Consider the following 16,955-nt stretch of genomic DNA (forward strand, 5'->3'; position numbering starts at 1 on the left):
CCCCGCACGGGGGCGGCCGCCCTCCCAGCGAACCCCTCCTGGGCCCTCTCTAGCGCCTCTTCCGAGCCGTCCCGAAGATCGACCGCGTGATCTCCCGCCCGATCTGCGTCCCCACCGACCGGGCCAGGGACTTGAACAGCCCGCTGCCGACGACCTGCTCGACGACGGAGGCGTTCTCCTTCGACCGGCTCCGGCCCCCGGAGCGCGCGGCCTCCGGCGCACCCCGCCCACCCGATGACGGCGGGGCGGAAGAGGACGGCGGGGCCGGCTGCGAACCGGAGGCCGCCCCACCGCCGGCCTGCGCCGACGTCAGCTTCTCGTACGCCGACTCCCGGTCCACGGCCGTCGCGTACCGCCCGTACAACGGCGAGGCCCGCACCACCTGATCGAGCGCGCCCGCCCCCACCGGCCCCATCAGGGACTGCGGCGCCCGCAGCCGGGTCGCCGCGACCGGCGTCGGAGCACCCTTCTCGCTCAGCACGGTGACGACGGCTTCGCCGGTGCCCAGTCCGGTGAGGACCTCTTCGAGGTCGTACGGAGAATCGGGGAACGTCTTCACGGTGGCCTTCAGAGCCTTCTGGTCGTCCGGGGTGAAGGCGCGCAGCGCGTGCTGGACCCGGTTGCCGAGCTGGGCGAGGACGTCTCCGGGGACGTCCTTCGGCGTCTGCGTCACGAAGAAGACGCCGACCCCTTTCGAGCGAATCAGCCGGACGGTCTGCGTGATCGAGTCGAGGAACGCCTTCGACGCGTCGTTGAAGAGCAGATGCGCCTCGTCGAAGAAGAAGACGAGCTTGGGCTTGTCGGCGTCGCCGACCTCCGGGAGGTCGTGGAAGAGGTCGGCGAGCAGCCACATCAGGAACGTCGAGAAGAGCTGTGGTTTCTCCTGCACGGCGGGCAGTTCGAGGACCGACACCACGCCCCGGCCGTCCGGCGCGGTACGCGTCAGCTCGCTCGTGTCGAACTCCGGCTCCCCGAAGAAGGGGCTCATGCCCTGCGCCTCGAACGCTGTCAGGGACCGCAGGATGACACCCGCCGTGGCGGTGGACAGCCCGCCGATCCCCTTCAGTTCCCGCTTGCCCTCGTCCGAGGTCAGAAAGGCGACGACCGCGCGCAGGTCCTTGAGGTCGACCAGTTCCAGGCCCTTCTGGTCGGCGTAGTGGAAGATCAGGCCGAGCGACTGCTCCTGGGTCCGGTTGAGCTGGAGCACCTTGGACAGCAGCACCGGTCCGAAGGCGGTGACCGTGGCCCGTACGGGAATGCCGTGGCCCAGGCCGCCGAGCGCGTAGAACTCCGCCGGACAGCCGCCCGGCGTCCACGTCTGGCCGACCTCCCGGGCCCGCTCCTGGACCTTCGCCCCCGACTCGCCCGGCGCCGAGATCCCGGAGACATCACCCTTGATGTCCGCGAGGAAGACCGGCACACCCTGCGCCGACAGCTGCTCGGCGATCAGCTGGAGCGTCTTGGTCTTGCCGGTGCCGGTGGCGCCCGCCACCAGGCCGTGCCGGTTGAGCATCGGCAACGGGACACGAATCTGCGCGTCGGACAGGCACGTCCCGTCCCAGAGCAGCGCGCCCAGATCGAGGGCGGGACCCGCGAAGGCGTAGCCGGAGGCGATCTCCAGGGCCTCCCGCGGGAGGGCGGAGGCACGGACCACCTCTTCGGGAGCGGTCCCAGCGGCAGCCGAGGGCATGGTCTCGCTGTCACTCATCTCAGACCCCTGTTCCCGATTTGCGATGATTTGCAGCATCTTTTCCAGCGTCGCACTCCGTCGCCATGGCTGCGCCCGGAAGGTCTTGACCGGTAGGCTTTCCGTGTGATCTTCAAGCGCATCGGAAACGGCCGGCCGTACCCCGACCACGGCCGGGAAAGCACCCGGCAGTGGGCGGACGTCGCGCCGCGCCCGGTCCGCCTCGATCAGCTCGTGACGACCAAGGGCCAGCTGGACCTGGAGACCCTCCTCGCCGAGGACTCCACTTTCTACGGCGACCTCTTCGCACACGTGGTCAAGTGGCAGGGCGATCTGTACCTGGAGGACGGCCTGCACCGCGCCGTCCGCGCCGCGCTCCAGCAGCGCCAGGTGCTGCACGCGCGCGTCCTTGAACTGGACTAATGGCCACGGCTTGACCCCAAAGGGTTGAACTGAACGCCGGGCAATGATCATTTAGTAGGCATCGGGGTCTCGGCGCACTACGCTGCGCCCATGAGCATGCTTACTCCCCCTGGCATGGGTGGCCAGTACCGGATCACGGGGGACAAGTACCCGCGGATGCGCCGACCCCGTGGACGTCGCAGGCTCGCGTTCCTGGTCGTCGCCTCCGTCACCGCACTCGGGCTGATCGGGTGGGGGACCCTGCAGCTCATCGACGTCTTCACGGGCGGTGGTGACACGGCCACGGCCGCGGGCGCCAAGGCCGACTGCGGCTCGAAGGTCACGCCCTCGGCGAAGGCCTCCGCGGCGTCCGCCAGGCTCGCGGCCGCCCTGCCCAAGCCCGGCCAGATCACCGTGAACGTCCTCAACGCGACCCCCCGCGGCGGGCTCGCCAAGGAGACGGCGGACGAGCTGAAGAAACGCGGCTTCAAGATCGGTGACGTGGGCAACGCGACGGCCGCGTACGACAAGAAGGTCGCGGGCGCCGGGATACTGCTCGGCGCCAAGGGCGCCGACCAGGCCGCGCTCCCCGTCCTCAACACCCAGCTCTCGGGCGCCGAGGTGAAGACCGACGGCCGCGCGAAGGCCACGACGGTCGACCTCATCATCGGCACCGGTTTCAAGGCGCTGACGAAGAAGGAGGACGCCGACAAGGCGCTGACCGTCCTGGCTCAGCCCAAGCCCGCGCCCTCCGCCTCGAAGAAGAGCTGCTGACACCTGAGCGGCTCCGCCGTCGCGGCGGAGCGGCTCGGGTGCCGCCGCGACGTTACTCGGCGGCCCCGTACATGCGGTCCCCGGCGTCGCCGAGACCCGGCACGATGTAGCCGTGCTCGTTCAGGCGCTCGTCGATCGAGGCCGTGACGACGGTGACCGGCGTGCCCGCCAGCTCGCGCTCCATGACCTCGACACCCTCCGGGGCGGCGAGGAGGACCACGGCGGTGACGTCGTCGGCGCCGCGCTTGATCAGCTCCTGGATCGCGGCGACGAGCGTGCCGCCGGTGGCCAGCATCGGGTCGAGGACGTACACCTGGCGACCGGAGAGGTCGTCCGGCATGCGGGTGGCGTACGTGGAGGCCTGAAGCGTCTCCTCGTCGCGCACCATGCCCAGGAAGCCCACCTCGGCGGTCGGCAGCAGCCGGACCATTCCGTCGAGCATGCCGAGGCCCGCGCGCAGGATCGGCACGACGAGCGGGCGCGGGTAGGAGAGCTTGACGCCCGTGGTCGGGGAGACCGGGGTCACGATGTCGACCTGCTCCGTGCGGACGTCACGGGTGGCCTCGTAGGCGAGCAGGGTGACCAGCTCGTCGGCGAGCCGCCGGAAGGTCGCGGAGTCGGTGCGCCGGTCGCGCAGGGTGGTGAGCTTATGGGCGACCAGGGGGTGGTCGACGACGTGGAGACGCATGTCCACAACAGTAGCCGGGCTCCCGCCGCCCGCCACTGTCCCGCCCGGCAAGGCCCGTCCCCCGGCATCACCCGTCCGCTGGCATCAAACCGTCCATCAGAGGGAAGGTGGGAGGGACGGACCTGGGGTGGTGTGCCAATGCGGAACCCGGAAGAGGAGACCTCCGAGCGGCTGGAGAGCGACGCCGAACGCAGGAGACGACGGGCCCAGTTCCTGCGCGACCTGACCGAGGCACGCGAGCTGCGCGACCGGGTCCAGCCCCGCCGCGCCAAGACCGCCCGGCTGCGCCACGCCATGCGGATGCGCACCTTCCGCTGGTAGCCCGCCCCGTCACGGCCACCGCCCCGTGCGCGGCGGCCGCCGACGTCCGACGGACACCGCGACCGAGACCGGCGGCCGCGCACGGCGCAGGTCGACCCGCGCCCGACGCCACGCCCACGCCCACGCCAGGTCCAGGCACGCCCGGACACACCCACGCCGGGTCCAGCCGGTCCAGGCAAGCCCGGTGAGCAGGTGACACGCCCACGCCGAGCCACGTCCCGCTCACACCCCAGGTCGCCGCACCGCCCGTCGCCGGGCCGCCCATGGGAGTCGCCGCCGCGCCCGCATCACCGTGGCCGCCACGCCAACGAGGAATTCGGCGACATGGCCCACCGTGCGTGAGTGACACGCCCACTCCACGACCGGGGGGCACACCCGGTGTGAAGAGGTGACGCGCCCGCAGCCCACTCGACGGCACGCCCGCCGTGCGGGGATGACGCGCCCAGAGCGCAGCCGGTGGCTCGCCCGTGGGAAACCGGCCGCCCGGCCGCCGTGGAAGCGGGCCGCGCCCGTCCCACGAGGGGCGGTGCGGTGGCCGTGTCGGGCCGAGAGGTGCGTACGCGGCGCAGGCATCCGCGTACGATCCGCTGTTAGCGATCAAAGGAGCAGACACAGCAGGCCGAAGACGTCCCCTGAACGCTCTGTTTCTGCCACGATTCCGAGTGGGCGGGGCTCGGAGCAGCACTCCCCGCCCACAGCCTCCGCCGGGGGGAACCCCAACCGGCACGCCTATGACCAGTGGGAGAGTCACGGTGTACTTCGCCGCACTGCTCGCGCGCACCGAAGACGGGTGGCAAGCGAGCGATACAGAGCTCGACGATGTGGAGACCCTGTCGGATCTGACCGACCTGGCCCGTGAAGTCTCGGACGAGGACACGGTGCTCGTGCTCATCGAGCAGGAGGACGCGTGGTTCGGCGTCGTCCGCGTGGACGGCGAGGAGGATCCGCGCATCTACGTCTCGGATGCCGCCGCGGCTGCCCGCAGTTCGTACGGCGAGATCCTGCTCACGGACGAACTGCTAGGACGGGAGCCGGGCGGCGACGACGCCGACCTGGACTCCCTCGACCTGGACGGTACGGAGGACGGTGAACCCGAGGACTCCGCGGACGACGACGAGGAGGAGGAGGGGAGCGTGGCCGGCGATGCCGTGTCGCACAGCCCTGTCGGGGACCGCTACATCCTCGCGGACCTCGGAGTGAGCGAGAGGGAACTGCTGGCCCTGGACGAAGGCGACGCGCTCAGCACGATCGCCGAGGCGCTGGGAGCGGCAGAGGTCCTGGAGACCGTGCGCTAGGCCCCCCCGGAAGGTGGGCCAGGCGCCCCGAAGGTGGACCAGGCCCCACATCGGTGGGCCTGGCCCCTGTACCGGTGGGCCTGGCCCCTGTACCGGTGGGCCCGGCCCTCATACCAGTGCGCCCTATCCCGTGCTGGCGGCTCAACCCCTCCTACCGGTGGCCTCGGCCCTCGCGCCGGTGGGCCTGGCCTCACGCTGGTGGGCTCGACCCTCGTGCCTGCGGGTCGGCGTGCCGTGCCGGTGGCAGCGGAGTGCCGTTCCCTCGGCCTCCCGCCCCGGAGCAGGAGGCCGAGTACGCCCCTGTACGGGCGACGGGACGGGCCCGGGACGCCGGGGCGGGTGACTGTCGTCGGCTCCCGCCGGGCCGAGTGACTGCCGTCGGCTCGTGGCGGGGCGAGTGCCTGCCGTCGGCTCCCGCCGGGGCGGGTGCGGCCGTCGGCTCCGGGGGATTCCGCTAGGTTCCCCGGGTGAGCACCCCCCACCAGGTACCTCGGCCGCCCGATCCCGTACGCGATCCATGGCGGGCACCGATGCGGCTCGCTCTGGACGAGGCACGGCTGGCCGTTCGGGGCGGAGACGTGCCCGTCGGTGCCGTCGTGCTGGCCCCGGACGGCACGACCGTGCTCGCCGCCGGGCACAACGAACGCGAGGCCACCGGGGACCCGACGGCGCACGCCGAGGTCCTCGCGCTGCGCAGGGCCGCCGCGCGGCTCGGCGAGTGGCGGCTGTCCGGCTGCACGCTCGTCGTGACCCTGGAGCCCTGCACGATGTGCGCGGGCGCGCTCGTGCAGTCCCGTGTCGAGCGGGTGGTGTACGGCGCACGCGACGAGAAGGCGGGCGCGACCGGCACCGTCTGGGACGTCGTCCGCGACCGGCGGCTCAACCACCGGCCCGAGGTCATCGAGGGCGTCCTCGCCGAGGAGGCCGCCGCACTGCTCACCGACTTCTTCCGCGACCGCTGACCAGGCACCGGGCGCGCTCCGACCGAGCACCCGTCACACCTCGGGCGAGGTCCGGGCGAGCACCGACCCGACGTCCGGCCACGTCCCGCACGGAAGGTCCGGAGCCGCCGAAACGGATTTCAGACCACGGCCCACCTTGGGGTAGGGTCTCCCTCGGTAGCGTGTCCGAGCGGCCGAAGGAGCTCGCCTCGAAAGCGAGTGTGGCGCAAGTCACCGAGGGTTCAAATCCCTCCGCTACCGCTTCTGAAGGGCCTCGTCGAAAGACGGGGCCCTTCGTGCGTTCCGGGGGCGGAGCCTTCGTACGTTCCGGACGCGGGGACCTCGTACGGCTCCGGGTACGGAAGAGCCCCGGCGCCGCTCAGTCGCCGGGGCTTTCCGCACCCTCAAGGGTCCTCCGCTCCCGCGGAGGACGGGGGAAGCGGCGCCAACGGGGGACGCCGCTTCCCCCGATGGGAAGGACCCACAAGTCCACGCCGCCGTCTCGGGGGGAAGCCTGCGGCGAGGACCCCGCAGTGAGGTCCCTCCAGGCCCCGTGGACTCCTGACGATTCCGCCGGGGCTCCCTTCCATCCTGCGCCGCCGGAGCGCCGCTCCGGCCCGGCAAAAGACCTCGACCAGCGGGCCGTTGGTCCCTAAAGGCGGCGTGAAGGTTACACTCACCGCCGGCAACAGGGGGCCCACCGGGCGCAGCAGTCACAGGGGAGGCCGCGATGGCGGTGAATTCGAAGAAGATCGCCATCTACATACTCGTGGTCTTCGTGCTCTACGTGATCATCACGGATCCGGCAAAGGCCGCCGATTACGTCCAGATAGGCTTCGAGGGCATATCGAGCGCCGCTCAGGCCGTCGGCGACTTCATGAGCTGGATCGCCGACGGAGCCCAGAACTGACGCCCGGCGCCGGCGCCCTCACGGCAGGGTCCCGCACGACGGAGCCCGCGGGACGGGCCCGCGCGGCAGGGATTCCGCGCGCCCCACGCCGAGCGGGTGTGACCGGGCGAGGGCGCGACCGAGCAGAGAACCGCACCACCAGGGAGTGTCCTTGATCCGCCATCTGGTCCTCTTCAAGCTCAACGACGGTGTCCGGCGCGACGAGCCCCGCGTCGTCGAGGGCGTCGCCGCTTTCCGCGCGCTCGGCGGGCAGATCCCGGAGCTGCGGTTCTGGGAGTGCGACTGGAACATCACCGACCGGCCCATCGCGTACGACTTCGCGATCAACTCCGCCGTCGAGGACACCGACGCCCTCAAGCGTTACCTGGAGCACCCGGCGCACCAGGCCGGCGTCGCGCTCTGGCGCGAGTTCGCCACGTGGGTGATCGCCGATTACCCGTTCTGATCGTTCTTGATCGCACGCTCTTCCCCGGCCCCTGACCTCAACCGGTCAGGGGTTTTCACCGTCCTACGGCCCACATCGCCTCCAACTCGGCTCCAACACGGCATTATGCGGTGCTTGCACACAGTGCACATGTCTTGTGATGCTATGACCGCTTTTGACGGATGAGTTGACGGATACGTCGACGGATCGTTGACGAATGAAGAGGTGGCGTTGACCGTGTCGGCCAGTACTGCGCCGCCCCAGGAGGAAGCCCCGGCCACGGCCCCGGCACCGGCCCTCACGCCCGCCCCGGCCCCGGCCTCACCCCCGGCACAGACCACGGCACCGAACGCCGCACCGAGCGCCTCGACGCATGCCCCGACGAGCCCCGGCCCCTCCCCCAGCCCGGAAGCCGGCCCCACGTCCGATCCCGCACCCAGCCCCACCTCGGATCCCGCACCCGGCCCCGCGCCGGACCCCGTGTCGGACCCCGCACCCGGCCCCGCGCCGATCCAGGAGGTCACGCACGAGCGGCGGCGCGGCGCCGACACCCGGGCCCTCACCCAGGTGCTCTTCGGCGAACTCAAGACGCTGGAGCCGGGCACCCCCGCGCACCACCGGGTCCGCGGCGCCCTCATCGAGGCGAACCTCCCGCTCGTCCGGTACGCGGCGGCCCGCTTCCGCTCGCGCAACGAGCCGATGGAGGACGTGGTCCAGGTCGGCACCATCGGCCTGATCAACGCGATCGACCGCTTCGACCCGGACCGCGGCGTACAGTTCCCCACCTTCGCGATGCCGACGGTCGTCGGCGAGATCAAGCGGTACTTCCGTGACAACGTTCGCACGGTCCACGTACCGCGCCGGCTGCACGAGCTGTGGGTGCAGGTGAACAGCGCGACCGAGGACCTGACGACCGCCTTCGGGCGCTCGCCCACCACCGCGGAAATCGCCGAACGGCTGCGCATCTCCGAGGAGGAGGTGCTCTCCTGCATCGAGGCGGGACGTTCGTACCACGCGACCTCCCTCGAAGCGGCCCAGGAGGGCGACGGACTGCCCGGACTGCTCGACCGTCTCGGCTACGAGGACCCCGCGCTCGACGGAGTCGAACACCGCGACCTCGTACGGCATTTGCTCGTACAACTGCCCGAACGGGAGCAGCGGATCCTGCTGTTGCGCTACTACAGCAACCTCACCCAGTCGCAGATCAGCGCCGAGCTGGGAGTCTCCCAGATGCATGTGTCAAGGCTCCTCGCCCGCAGCTTCGCGCGTCTTCGATCCGCAAACAGGATCGAGGCGTAACCGAAAAGAGCGAATCGCTCAAGCTCGCATTTTCTGTCGTTTCAGCGCTGAAAAACCGTCAGACCCCCTTTTTCCAGGGCCGATCCACCCTCTCCATGTCGACATGTCACTACAGCGTGTTGCCGACATGTGACATTCTTCCGGAAGCGCGTTTGCCGCGGCCTCGCCTCCGGTATTCAGGTGGAGGCTGCGTTCCTCCGACGGGAGCGATTGCCGCGACCGTCCGCGACCCAAAGGGGGTGGCATGTCCGCAGATCAGGGCAGCTCGAAGGTGCTCACGCTCACGAAGAGCGACGCAGCGCCCGAGGCGCACGCCGCGCTTCACGATGTCCCTGCCGCCGAGGCCCCGGAAGCCGTTCTGGTACCCGAGTCCTCGGGCGCCATCGACACCCGGACCCTGTCCCGCTCCCTCTTCCTGCGGCTCGCCGCACTCGCCGAGAACAGCCCGGAGCGTGGCTACGTCCGGGACACCCTCATCGAGCTCAACCTCCCGCTCGTCCGGTACGCGGCGGCCCGCTTCCGCTCCCGCAACGAGCCGATGGAGGACATCGTCCAGGTCGGCACCATCGGCCTGATCAAGGCGATCGACCGCTTCGACTGCGAACGCGGCGTCGAGTTCCCGACCTTCGCGATGCCGACGGTCGTCGGCGAGATCAAGCGGTTCTTCCGTGACACGTCCTGGTCCGTCCGCGTTCCGCGGCGCCTCCAGGAGCTGCGGCTCGCCCTCACCAAGGCCAGCGACGAGCTCTCGCAGAAGCTCGACCGGTCGCCGACGGTCGCCGAACTCGCCGCCGTTCTCGGGGTGTCCGAGGAGGACGTGGTCGACGGCCTCGCCGTCGGCAACGCGTACACGGCGTCGTCGCTCGACTCGCCCGCCCCGGAGGACGACGGCGGCGAGGGCTCCCTCGCGGATCGCCTCGGCTACGAGGACACCGCCCTGGAGGGCGTGGAGTACCGCGAGTCGCTCAAGCCGCTGCTCGCCAAGCTGCCGCCCCGCGAGCGCCGGATCATCATGCTCCGCTTCTTCGCGAACATGACCCAGTCGCAGATCGGCGAGGAGGTCGGCATCTCGCAGATGCACGTCTCCCGTCTCCTCACCCGCACCCTGGCCCAGCTGCGGGAAGGCCTCATCTCCGACTGACCGCCCCACGCGGGGTTCATAATTGACGGATCGTCAGCCACACTGGCGCGATGCGTCACGAGTCGATACGCGGTCGCCGAGGTGCCCTGGTGGGTGCCTCGGCGGCCGTGCTGTGTCTGGGCGGAGCGCTGGCCGCGTGCGCGAGCGACGGAAGGGGCGGCGGCTATGTCGCCGTCGGGGCCGCGGGCGGCTCTCCACGGGCGTCGGGGGCCGCGGTGGCACCTTCGGGCGAGGTGTCTCTGGTGCCGCTGCACGGCGCGGCCGCGGACGCCTCCAACGCCGCGGGAGGCAAGGGGAGTTCCGGCACCGGGAAGGCGGCCACCGGCGATCCGGGCTCGCTCCCGGCAGGCGGCGCCGGTGACGCGGAGGGCTCGGACGCGCCTGCCGGTGGTCCGGGAGGCGCGGGTGGTCCGGGTACCGGCGACGGTGGTCGGGGAGACACGGGGAGCGGCGCCGCCGGCGGGTCCTCGTCATCCTCCGGTGGCGGGTCCTCCGCGTCCTCCGGCGGCGACTCCGGCCGTACGGGCGGGAGTTCGGGGCACCCCTCCACGCCGTCCGCGCCCGGGGCCACGGCGAGCGCCGGGCCTGCCGTACTCGGCGTGAGCGGGACCTCGCGCGCGGCCGCCGATCATCGGTGGTGCGAGAAGGTGACCGTCTCCTTCCGCAACACCGGTGGTACAGCGGTGCGTTCGGGCACGGTGACGTTCGGGACGCACATCATCGGGTCGCTCGGGATCGACTGGGCGACGATCGGGTCGACCGGGGCCCTTCCCGCGCCGATCGCCGCCGGCGCGGGGAAGAGCGGGACCTGGACGGTGTGCGTCGACGCGTGGCGCGTGCCGTTGGGCATGCACATCGAGACACGGGACGTGTCCGTCCGGTGGAAGTAGGGCGCGGCCCCGCCCGGCTACTTGAGCGCGAGCCAGGCCACCGCGGCGACGACCACGACGGCGACGACGATGCCGATGATCAGACCCACGCGGGGACCCGCGGGAGCGGCCGCCTGCTGCTGCCGGCCCTGAGGGGCCTCGTCGACGAACGCACGGAACATCTGGGTGCTGCCCGCGGGGTCGTAGTTGCCCTCGGGGCCCTGGGTGTTTGCCATAGGCCAGGACCCTAGCGAATACACGGGGGCTGCCCAAGTGCAGGGTTCCCCTTCACACCGATCGCGACGGGCCTTCGCACCGATCGCGACAGGCCTTCACACGGCTCACGACGCGCCTTCACACCGACCGCGAGGCGCCTTCACACCGGCGCTCACCCGTCGCCGTGCCCGCCCTGACCTCTCACCGGCCGGGGGTCTCGCGAGAACTCACCCCGCGCACCCCCGCGCACCCCGCGAGACCCCCCGGGCCGGTCCCTCCTGTCTTCCGCATCCCATCCCGGACCGGACCTCGCGGGTGACGCGACCACCGGGCCGGACGCGCCACCCGGCGAACGAAAGACCGACCACCGCAAACGACAGAGCGACCACCACCCCTCACCTGCGTATTTACATTCGCCAATGCTTGCCTTTGCCAAGTTTTTATCCCTGAAGCACCGAACTCGTTTGCCTGCGGCAACCAACTGCTTTTATGGTTGCCCCAAGCAACGAATACGGGAGGTGCGGTGGCCGAGCAGGCGCAGTACGAGGAATTGGCTCGTCAGCTCAGTGCCATCGGTGCCGTGAAGAGGGACATGGGACGGATCCTGCCGCCCGACTGTTCCGGGGGCTCCGCCGCCGTGCTCACGCTGCTCGGCCGGTACGGCGAGATGCGGATGAGCAGGCTCGCGGAGCTGCTGTCCGTGGACATGTCGGTGACCAGCCGGCATGTCGCGCATGTCGCCGACCGGGGCTGGATAGAACGGTCCCCCGACCCGGCCGACAAGCGCTCACGCATCCTGCGCCTCACCGACGCCGGCCAGGAGCAGCTCGACGAGCTCTCCCTGCGCACATCGCGGCTGCTCGCCGACCGGCTGAGCCACTGGTCCGAGGACGAGGTCGGACTGCTCATCGAGCTGATGGGCCGGCTGCGCGAGAGCTTCGGCGACTGCCGCTCCACGCAGCGGACGCTCGCGCACCCTCCCCCGTATGCGACAGACGTATCAGAACTGACCACCCGTACACCCGCGTAAGTACGTAAGAAAAGGAACCGCATGGCAACGACCACACCAGCCGGTGTGCGGGGCTCTCACGCCAAGCACGGAGGCGTCGCCGACGGCGCTCCGATGACGCACCGGCAGATCATGGAGGCGCTCTCCGGGCTGCTGCTCGGCATGTTCGTCGCGATCCTGTCGTCGACGATCGTCACCAACGCGCTCCCCGAGATCATCGGCGACCTGGGCGGCGGCCAGTCCGCCTACACCTGGGTCGTCACGGCCTCGCTGCTGGCCATGACCGCGACCACGCCTCTGTGGGGCAAGCTCTCCGACCTGTACAGCAAGAAGGCGCTCGTACAGATAGCCCTCATCATCTACGTACTGGGATCGGCCGCCGCCGGCCTGTCCCAGAACCCCGGCATGCTCATCGCATGCCGTGTGGTGCAGGGCGTCGGCGTCGGCGGTCTGTCCGCGCTCGCCCAGATCGTGATGGCCGCGATGATCTCCCCGCGTGAGCGCGGGCGCTACTCCGGCTACCTGGGCGCGACGTTCGCCGTCGCAACCGTAGGCGGCCCGCTGCTCGGCGGTGTCATCACCGACACCAGCTGGCTCGGCTGGCGCTGGTGCTTCTACGTCGGTGTGCCGTTCGCGATCATCGCGCTGATCGTGCTGCAGAAGACCCTGCACCTGCCCGTCGTGAAGCGGGACGTGAAGGTCGACTGGGGCGGCGCGTTCTTCATCTCCGCCGCGGTCTCGCTGCTGCTGCTCTGGGTCACCTTCGCCGGTGACAAGTACGACTGGGTCTCGTGGCAGACGTACACGATGATCGCGGGCGCGATCGTCCTCGGACTGCTGTTCGTCCTCGTCGAGTCCAGGGCGAGCGAGCCGATCATCCCGCTGCGGCTGTTCCGCAACCGCACCATCACCCTCTCCTCCCTCGCCTCGCTCTTCGTGGGTGTCGCGATGTTCACCGGCACCGTCTTCTTCAGCCAGTACTTCCAGCTGGCGCGGGACAAGTCCCCGACGATGTCCGGTGTCATGACGATCCCGATGATCGCCGGCCTGTTCGTCTCCTCCACGGTCTCCGGTCAGGTCATCACCAAGACCGGACGGTGGAAGTACTGGCTGGTCAGCGGCGGCTTCCTGGTCACCGCGGGCCTCGGCCTCCTCGGCACCATCCGCTACGACACGACCTATTGGCACATCGCGATCTTCATGGCGCTGCTGGGCCTCGGCATCGGCATGATGATGCAGAACCTGGTGCTCTCCACGCAGAACCAGGTGGCGCCGTCCGACCTGGGCGCGGCGAGCTCCACCGTGACGTTCTTCCGTTCCCTCGGTGGTGCGATCGGCGTCTCCGCGCTCGGCGCGGTCATGGCCAACCGGATCACCGACTACGTGAAGGACGGGCTGACCGACCTCGGCCCCAAGTACGCCTCCCTGGGCTCGGGTTCGGACTCCAGCTCCAGCATCCCGGACATGGACAAGCTGCCCGCGCCGCTGCGCACCGTGATGGAGAGCGCGTACGGCCACGGCATCGCGGACGTCTTCCTGATCGCCGCGGGCATGGCGCTGATCGCCTTCCTCATCGTGCTGTTCATCAAGGAGGTCCCGCTGCGGACGTCCGGCGCGTTGGCGCAGGCCGCCGCGGAGAAGTCCGGGGAACCGGTCACCGAGGCTCCCGTCGCCGAAGCCGTCGAGGCCGCGGCCACCGCGGCCCTCGCCCCGGCCGTCGCCACCACCGAGGCGGCCACCGAGGGCACGCGGCGGCTCGCCGCCGTCGCCACCGCGACGAGGGAGGGCACCGCGCAGCCCGCGTCCGGCGGCATCACGGTGCACGGTCAGGTCCGCGGCGCCGAGAGCGCGCCCGTTCCGCAGGCCGCGGTCACGCTGATCTCACCGGCGGGACGGCAGCTCGGCCGCTCGGTCGCACAGACCGACGGTTCCTACGCGGTGGACGCGCCCGGTGTGGGCTCCTACGTCCTGATCGCCTCCGCCGACGGCTTCCAGCCGCAGGCCTCGACGATCGTCGTGAACGACGAGCCGCTCGCGTACGACATCCTGCTGAGCGGCACCAGCGGGCTGAGCGGTGTCGTCCGGGCCGCCGAGGGCGGCGACCCGGTCAAGGACGCGATGGTGATCGTGACCGACGTCCGCGGTGATGTGCTGGCCTCCGGAACCACCGGTGAGCAGGGCGAGTTCGCCTTCGCCGAACTGGTGCCCGGCGTCGTGACGGTCGCGGTGAACGCCGCGGGTCACCGGCCGCGGGCGCTGCCCGTCGAGGTCGGCGGCGCCGGGGTCACCCGGATCGAGGTCGACCTCGACTCGGGCGCCCAGGTCCAGGGTGTCGTACGGGCGCCGCACGGCCCCCTGTCTGACGCCCGCGTGACGCTCGTGGACGCGGCCGGCAACGTGGTCGGCACGGCCAGGACCGGCACCGACGGCGCCTACGCCTTCACCGACCTGGACGGCGGCGAGTACACCGTCATCGCGGCGGGCTATCCGCCGGTGGCGACCGCGCTGACCGTCGGCGGCCGTGGCGTGGACGACCACGAGATCGAACTCGCCCACCCCGGCGAGTAGTCCGAGCCCCGGCCCGTGGGGATGCGCGCGCTCTGAGCGGAGGTGCGCCCCCCACGGGCCGGTTTTCATTTGCCGCATCGCAAGGAGTTACTGCCATGGGACTGACCGCGAGGATCCGTACACGGGACGGATGGGCCGTGTCGCACGCGGTCGTCACGGTGACCGACACGACCGGCGCGCAGGTGCTGCGGGCCGAGGCGGACACCGAAGGAGCCGTGCACGACACCACGAACCTCGAACCCGGCGCGTACACGGTAATCGTGACCGCTCTCGGGTACGCGCCCGCCGCGGCCGGAGCGATCGTCACGGCGGCGGGCCGTGCCGAGGTCGGCCAGGTGACGCTGGCCCGCCGGGGCGGCACCGAGCTGCCCCCGCCGGGACCCTGGACCATCGACCCGGCACACTCCTCGATCGGTGTGGTCGCGCGGCACCTGGGCATCTCCAGCGTGCACGGCCGCTTCACGGACTTCGCGGGCCGCATCGAGATCGCCCCCGACGACGTGGCCGCGTCCCGCGTCGAGGCGACGATCACGGCCGCCTCGATCGACACCGGCAACGGCATGCGCGACACCCACCTGAAGTCACCGGACTTCCTGGACATCGAGAAGTACCCGCGGATCACCTACCGTTCGACGGGCCTGGCACCGGCCGGTTCCGACCGCTGGACCGTGCACGGCGAACTCACCCTGCACGGCGTCGTACGTCCCGTCGACCTGGACCTCGCCCACCTCGGCACCGGCGCCGACCCCTGGGGCGGCACCCGCGCCGCGTTCCGCGCGACCGCCGAACTCCACCGCGAGGACTTCGCCATGCACTACAACCAGGTCGTCCAGGCGGGTATCTCCGCCATCGGTACGACCTTGAAGGTGGAGTTGGACATCCAGGCGGTGCAGGGAGACGCGCTGCCTGCGGCGTGAGCGCGCCTCACCCGGCTACTCGCCCGCACTGGCGTCCACGATCCGCCGGGCCAGGTCACGGAGCTTGATGTTCTCCCGCTGGGAGGTCCGCACAAGGCTGTCGAAGGCCTCGGACGCGTCGATGTCGAGCCGCTCCATGAGGATGCCCGTGGCCTGCCCGATCAGATCCCGGGTGCGCATCGCCTCGGTGAGCTGCTCGCGCATGGTCACCGAGTCCAGGGCGATGCTGACATGCGCGGTGAACAGCCGGCCGATCCGGGTGGCCGACTCGTCGAAGACGCGGGGCTTGCGCGCGTACGCCGTCAGGACGGTGAGCCGGCGCTGGTCGGCCCGCAGCCGCATCGACAGCACCGATCTCAGCCCGAGGCCCGACAGCCCGAGCTCCCCGTCCTCCTCGGCCGAGGAGCTGTCCTCGATCCCAGCCACCGGCGTCGTCCAGAGCCGGCTCCAGTACGGGGGACGGTCGCGGTCCGCCGTCAGGGCCTCGGCGGAACGGACGACCTCGTCCGTCCAGGCCAGGGTCTGCCGGCGGGCGTCGCGCTCGATGACGGAGATCCCGGCGTGCTCGGCACCGGGCAGGATGTGGACGGCCAGCCGGACGGCGGTGCGCAGGGTGCTGTGGGTACTTTCCGTCTCGTGCAACTGCTGTGCGGCGGCCATCAGGGCATCAGCCAGCTCGAAACCCGTAGCACAACGGGGCAATTCAGAAAACTCGGACGCAGCCACCACGAACCTCTTCGGCATGCACGGCCATACGGCCATGCGCAGGAGAGCTCCGCAGCACATTCCTGACTGCGAGCACAGGACGAACAGCACTTTAGCTGCTCCGATCGGGTCCGGTGCCGCCCACCGGCTCAGCCCGCGGGCGGCTCCGGGGCACGCGGCCTAGGCTGATCGCATGGCACCCGACATCGCGACGAACACCTCTGTCTCCCTGGACGAGTTGCTGGACTTCGTGCGCCCCCGGCACCGGGCCGTCCTGCTCACCCGCCGGGCCGACGGCGGCCCCCAGGGTTCCCCGCTCACCTGCGGCGTCGACGACTCGGGGCGCATCGTCGTCTCGACGTACCCCGAGCGTGCCAAGACGCGTAACGCCAAGCGGGACGACCGGGTCAGCCTCATCGTCCTCAGCGACGAGTGGAACGGCCCCTGGGTCCAGATCGACGGCACGGCCGAGGTCCTCGACTCCCCCGACTCCGTCGAGCCGCTCGTCGAGTACTACCGGAACATCGCCGGTGAGCACCCCGACTGGGACGAGTACCGAGAAGCCATGCGCAAGCAGGCCAAGTCGATCATCCGCGTCACCCCGACGCGCTGGGGCCCGGTGGCCACCGGCGGCTTCCCCGCCCACCTGGCCCCCCAGGACTAGCCCACCCGAGCCAAGCCTTCCTTCGCCCCCTCCACCCCTACCCTTCCCACCCCTGGGGCTCCCCCCCAAGCCCCGCTCCTCAAACGCCGGAGGGGCTGAATCTTGCACCCCCAGCGGACATCGCA

18 protein-coding genes and 1 tRNA gene are annotated in these 16,955 nt (G+C 70.8%); 15 read left to right on the forward strand and 4 right to left on the reverse strand.

Annotated elements, in window-relative coordinates; translation table 11 throughout:
* Positions 1-49: 49 nt before the first annotated feature.
* The gene (locus ACFWBT_RS33590) at positions 50-1,708 is read right to left on the reverse strand and encodes a helicase HerA-like domain-containing protein (RefSeq protein ID WP_385706760.1); all 1,659 of its coding nucleotides are present in this window, start codon (positions 1,706-1,708) and stop codon (positions 50-52) included.
* A gap of 105 nt (positions 1,709-1,813) precedes the next feature.
* Here ACFWBT_RS33590 and ACFWBT_RS33595 point away from each other — a divergent pair, with 105 nt between their 5' ends.
* On the forward strand, positions 1,814-2,110 hold the full coding sequence (locus tag ACFWBT_RS33595; protein WP_003999914.1) for a type II toxin-antitoxin system VapB family antitoxin: 297 nt from the start codon (positions 1,814-1,816) through the stop codon (positions 2,108-2,110).
* A gap of 114 nt (positions 2,111-2,224) precedes the next feature.
* Positions 2,225-2,863 carry a LytR C-terminal domain-containing protein gene (locus ACFWBT_RS33600; RefSeq protein ID WP_385706768.1) on the forward strand — a complete coding sequence of 213 codons (639 nt, stop codon included), beginning with the start codon at positions 2,225-2,227 and terminating at the stop codon, positions 2,861-2,863.
* 52 nt (positions 2,864-2,915) lie between these two features.
* On the opposite strand, the gene upp is transcribed toward ACFWBT_RS33600, so the two are convergent.
* On the reverse strand, positions 2,916-3,551 hold the full coding sequence (upp, locus tag ACFWBT_RS33605) for a uracil phosphoribosyltransferase (RefSeq protein ID WP_351132133.1): 636 nt from the start codon (positions 3,549-3,551) through the stop codon (positions 2,916-2,918).
* Positions 3,552-3,689: 138 nt separating this feature from the next.
* Between upp and ACFWBT_RS33610 the strand changes: the two genes are divergently transcribed.
* The 9 genes from ACFWBT_RS33610 (at position 3,690) to ACFWBT_RS33650 (ending at position 10,772) form a co-directional block, all read left to right on the forward strand.
* Positions 3,690-3,872, forward strand: a complete 183-nt coding sequence (locus ACFWBT_RS33610; RefSeq protein ID WP_351551613.1) for a hypothetical protein — start codon at positions 3,690-3,692, stop codon at positions 3,870-3,872.
* 752 nt (positions 3,873-4,624) lie between these two features.
* A complete protein-coding gene (locus ACFWBT_RS33615) occupies positions 4,625-5,167 on the forward strand; it encodes a hypothetical protein (protein ID WP_385706769.1) in 543 nt (180 codons plus the stop codon).
* Positions 5,168-5,697: 530 nt separating this feature from the next.
* Entirely contained in the window at positions 5,698-6,129 is a 432-nt protein-coding gene (gene tadA / locus ACFWBT_RS33620; RefSeq protein WP_385706770.1) for a tRNA adenosine(34) deaminase TadA, read from the forward strand.
* A 155-nt stretch (positions 6,130-6,284) separates the two neighbouring features.
* Positions 6,285-6,369: transfer RNA gene (locus ACFWBT_RS33625), tRNA-Ser, on the forward strand.
* Between the two features lie 469 nt (positions 6,370-6,838).
* Complete coding sequence (locus tag ACFWBT_RS33630; protein ID WP_266760406.1) at positions 6,839-7,018, forward strand: hypothetical protein; 180 nt, start codon at positions 6,839-6,841, stop codon at positions 7,016-7,018.
* Between the two features lie 151 nt (positions 7,019-7,169).
* Positions 7,170-7,463, forward strand: a complete 294-nt coding sequence (locus ACFWBT_RS33635; RefSeq protein WP_385706761.1) for a Dabb family protein — start codon at positions 7,170-7,172, stop codon at positions 7,461-7,463.
* Between the two features lie 459 nt (positions 7,464-7,922).
* Positions 7,923-8,741 carry an RNA polymerase sigma factor SigF gene (locus ACFWBT_RS33640; RefSeq protein WP_385706771.1) on the forward strand — a complete coding sequence of 273 codons (819 nt, stop codon included), beginning with the start codon at positions 7,923-7,925 and terminating at the stop codon, positions 8,739-8,741.
* Between the two features lie 244 nt (positions 8,742-8,985).
* Positions 8,986-9,882, forward strand: a complete 897-nt coding sequence (locus ACFWBT_RS33645) for an RNA polymerase sigma factor SigF (RefSeq protein WP_266760411.1) — start codon at positions 8,986-8,988, stop codon at positions 9,880-9,882.
* Positions 9,883-9,932: 50 nt separating this feature from the next.
* The gene (locus ACFWBT_RS33650) at positions 9,933-10,772 is read left to right on the forward strand and encodes a hypothetical protein (protein ID WP_385706762.1); all 840 of its coding nucleotides are present in this window, start codon (positions 9,933-9,935) and stop codon (positions 10,770-10,772) included.
* 17 nt (positions 10,773-10,789) lie between these two features.
* On the opposite strand, the gene ACFWBT_RS33655 is transcribed toward ACFWBT_RS33650, so the two are convergent.
* Positions 10,790-10,987, reverse strand: coding sequence for a hypothetical protein (locus ACFWBT_RS33655; RefSeq protein WP_385706763.1), 198 nt, complete (start codon positions 10,985-10,987; stop codon positions 10,790-10,792).
* Positions 10,988-11,490: 503 nt separating this feature from the next.
* Between ACFWBT_RS33655 and ACFWBT_RS33660 the strand changes: the two genes are divergently transcribed.
* The 3 genes from ACFWBT_RS33660 to ACFWBT_RS33670 all read left to right on the forward strand — a co-directional run bounded on the left by ACFWBT_RS33660 (position 11,491) and on the right by ACFWBT_RS33670 (position 15,461).
* Positions 11,491-11,997 carry a MarR family winged helix-turn-helix transcriptional regulator gene (locus tag ACFWBT_RS33660; protein WP_385706764.1) on the forward strand — a complete coding sequence of 169 codons (507 nt, stop codon included), beginning with the start codon at positions 11,491-11,493 and terminating at the stop codon, positions 11,995-11,997.
* Between the two features lie 21 nt (positions 11,998-12,018).
* A complete protein-coding gene (locus ACFWBT_RS33665) occupies positions 12,019-14,544 on the forward strand; it encodes an MFS transporter (RefSeq protein WP_385706765.1) in 2,526 nt (841 codons plus the stop codon).
* A gap of 95 nt (positions 14,545-14,639) precedes the next feature.
* On the forward strand, positions 14,640-15,461 hold the full coding sequence (locus tag ACFWBT_RS33670) for a YceI family protein (protein WP_385706766.1): 822 nt from the start codon (positions 14,640-14,642) through the stop codon (positions 15,459-15,461).
* Between the two features lie 15 nt (positions 15,462-15,476).
* Here ACFWBT_RS33670 and ACFWBT_RS33675 read toward each other — a convergent pair whose 3' ends face one another.
* Positions 15,477-16,205 (reverse strand): GAF and ANTAR domain-containing protein, encoded by a 729-nt coding sequence (locus ACFWBT_RS33675; protein WP_385706772.1) that lies wholly within the window; start codon positions 16,203-16,205, stop codon positions 15,477-15,479.
* Between the two features lie 154 nt (positions 16,206-16,359).
* Between ACFWBT_RS33675 and ACFWBT_RS33680 the strand changes: the two genes are divergently transcribed.
* Complete coding sequence (locus tag ACFWBT_RS33680; protein WP_385706767.1) at positions 16,360-16,830, forward strand: PPOX class F420-dependent oxidoreductase; 471 nt, start codon at positions 16,360-16,362, stop codon at positions 16,828-16,830.
* Positions 16,831-16,955 lie beyond the last annotated feature (125 nt).

This window comes from Streptomyces sp. NPDC060027, from assembly GCF_042737005.1.
Lineage (GTDB): Bacteria > Actinomycetota > Actinomycetes > Streptomycetales > Streptomycetaceae > Streptomyces.

Excerpts from the sequence above, each read along its gene's own strand:
- ACFWBT_RS33600 (WP_385706768.1), top strand. The coding sequence starts at position 2,225 with ATGGGTGGCCAGTACCGGATCACGGGGGACAAGTACCCGCGGATGCGC.
- ACFWBT_RS33645 (WP_266760411.1), top strand. The coding sequence starts at position 8,986 with ATGTCCGCAGATCAGGGCAGCTCGAAGGTGCTCACGCTCACGAAGAGC.
- ACFWBT_RS33655 (WP_385706763.1), bottom strand. The coding sequence starts at position 10,987 with ATGGCAAACACCCAGGGCCCCGAGGGCAACTACGACCCCGCGGGCAGC.
- ACFWBT_RS33590 (WP_385706760.1), bottom strand. The coding sequence starts at position 1,708 with ATGAGTGACAGCGAGACCATGCCCTCGGCTGCCGCTGGGACCGCTCCC.
- ACFWBT_RS33675 (WP_385706772.1), bottom strand. The coding sequence starts at position 16,205 with ATGCCGAAGAGGTTCGTGGTGGCTGCGTCCGAGTTTTCTGAATTGCCC.
- ACFWBT_RS33665 (WP_385706765.1), top strand. The coding sequence starts at position 12,019 with ATGGCAACGACCACACCAGCCGGTGTGCGGGGCTCTCACGCCAAGCAC.
- ACFWBT_RS33680 (WP_385706767.1), top strand. The coding sequence starts at position 16,360 with ATGGCACCCGACATCGCGACGAACACCTCTGTCTCCCTGGACGAGTTG.
- ACFWBT_RS33610 (WP_351551613.1), top strand. The coding sequence starts at position 3,690 with ATGCGGAACCCGGAAGAGGAGACCTCCGAGCGGCTGGAGAGCGACGCC.
- tadA (WP_385706770.1), top strand. The coding sequence starts at position 5,698 with ATGCGGCTCGCTCTGGACGAGGCACGGCTGGCCGTTCGGGGCGGAGAC.
- ACFWBT_RS33670 (WP_385706766.1), top strand. The coding sequence starts at position 14,640 with ATGGGACTGACCGCGAGGATCCGTACACGGGACGGATGGGCCGTGTCG.
- ACFWBT_RS33650 (WP_385706762.1), top strand. The coding sequence starts at position 9,933 with ATGCGTCACGAGTCGATACGCGGTCGCCGAGGTGCCCTGGTGGGTGCC.
- ACFWBT_RS33630 (WP_266760406.1), top strand. The coding sequence starts at position 6,839 with ATGGCGGTGAATTCGAAGAAGATCGCCATCTACATACTCGTGGTCTTC.
- upp (WP_351132133.1), bottom strand. The coding sequence starts at position 3,551 with ATGCGTCTCCACGTCGTCGACCACCCCCTGGTCGCCCATAAGCTCACC.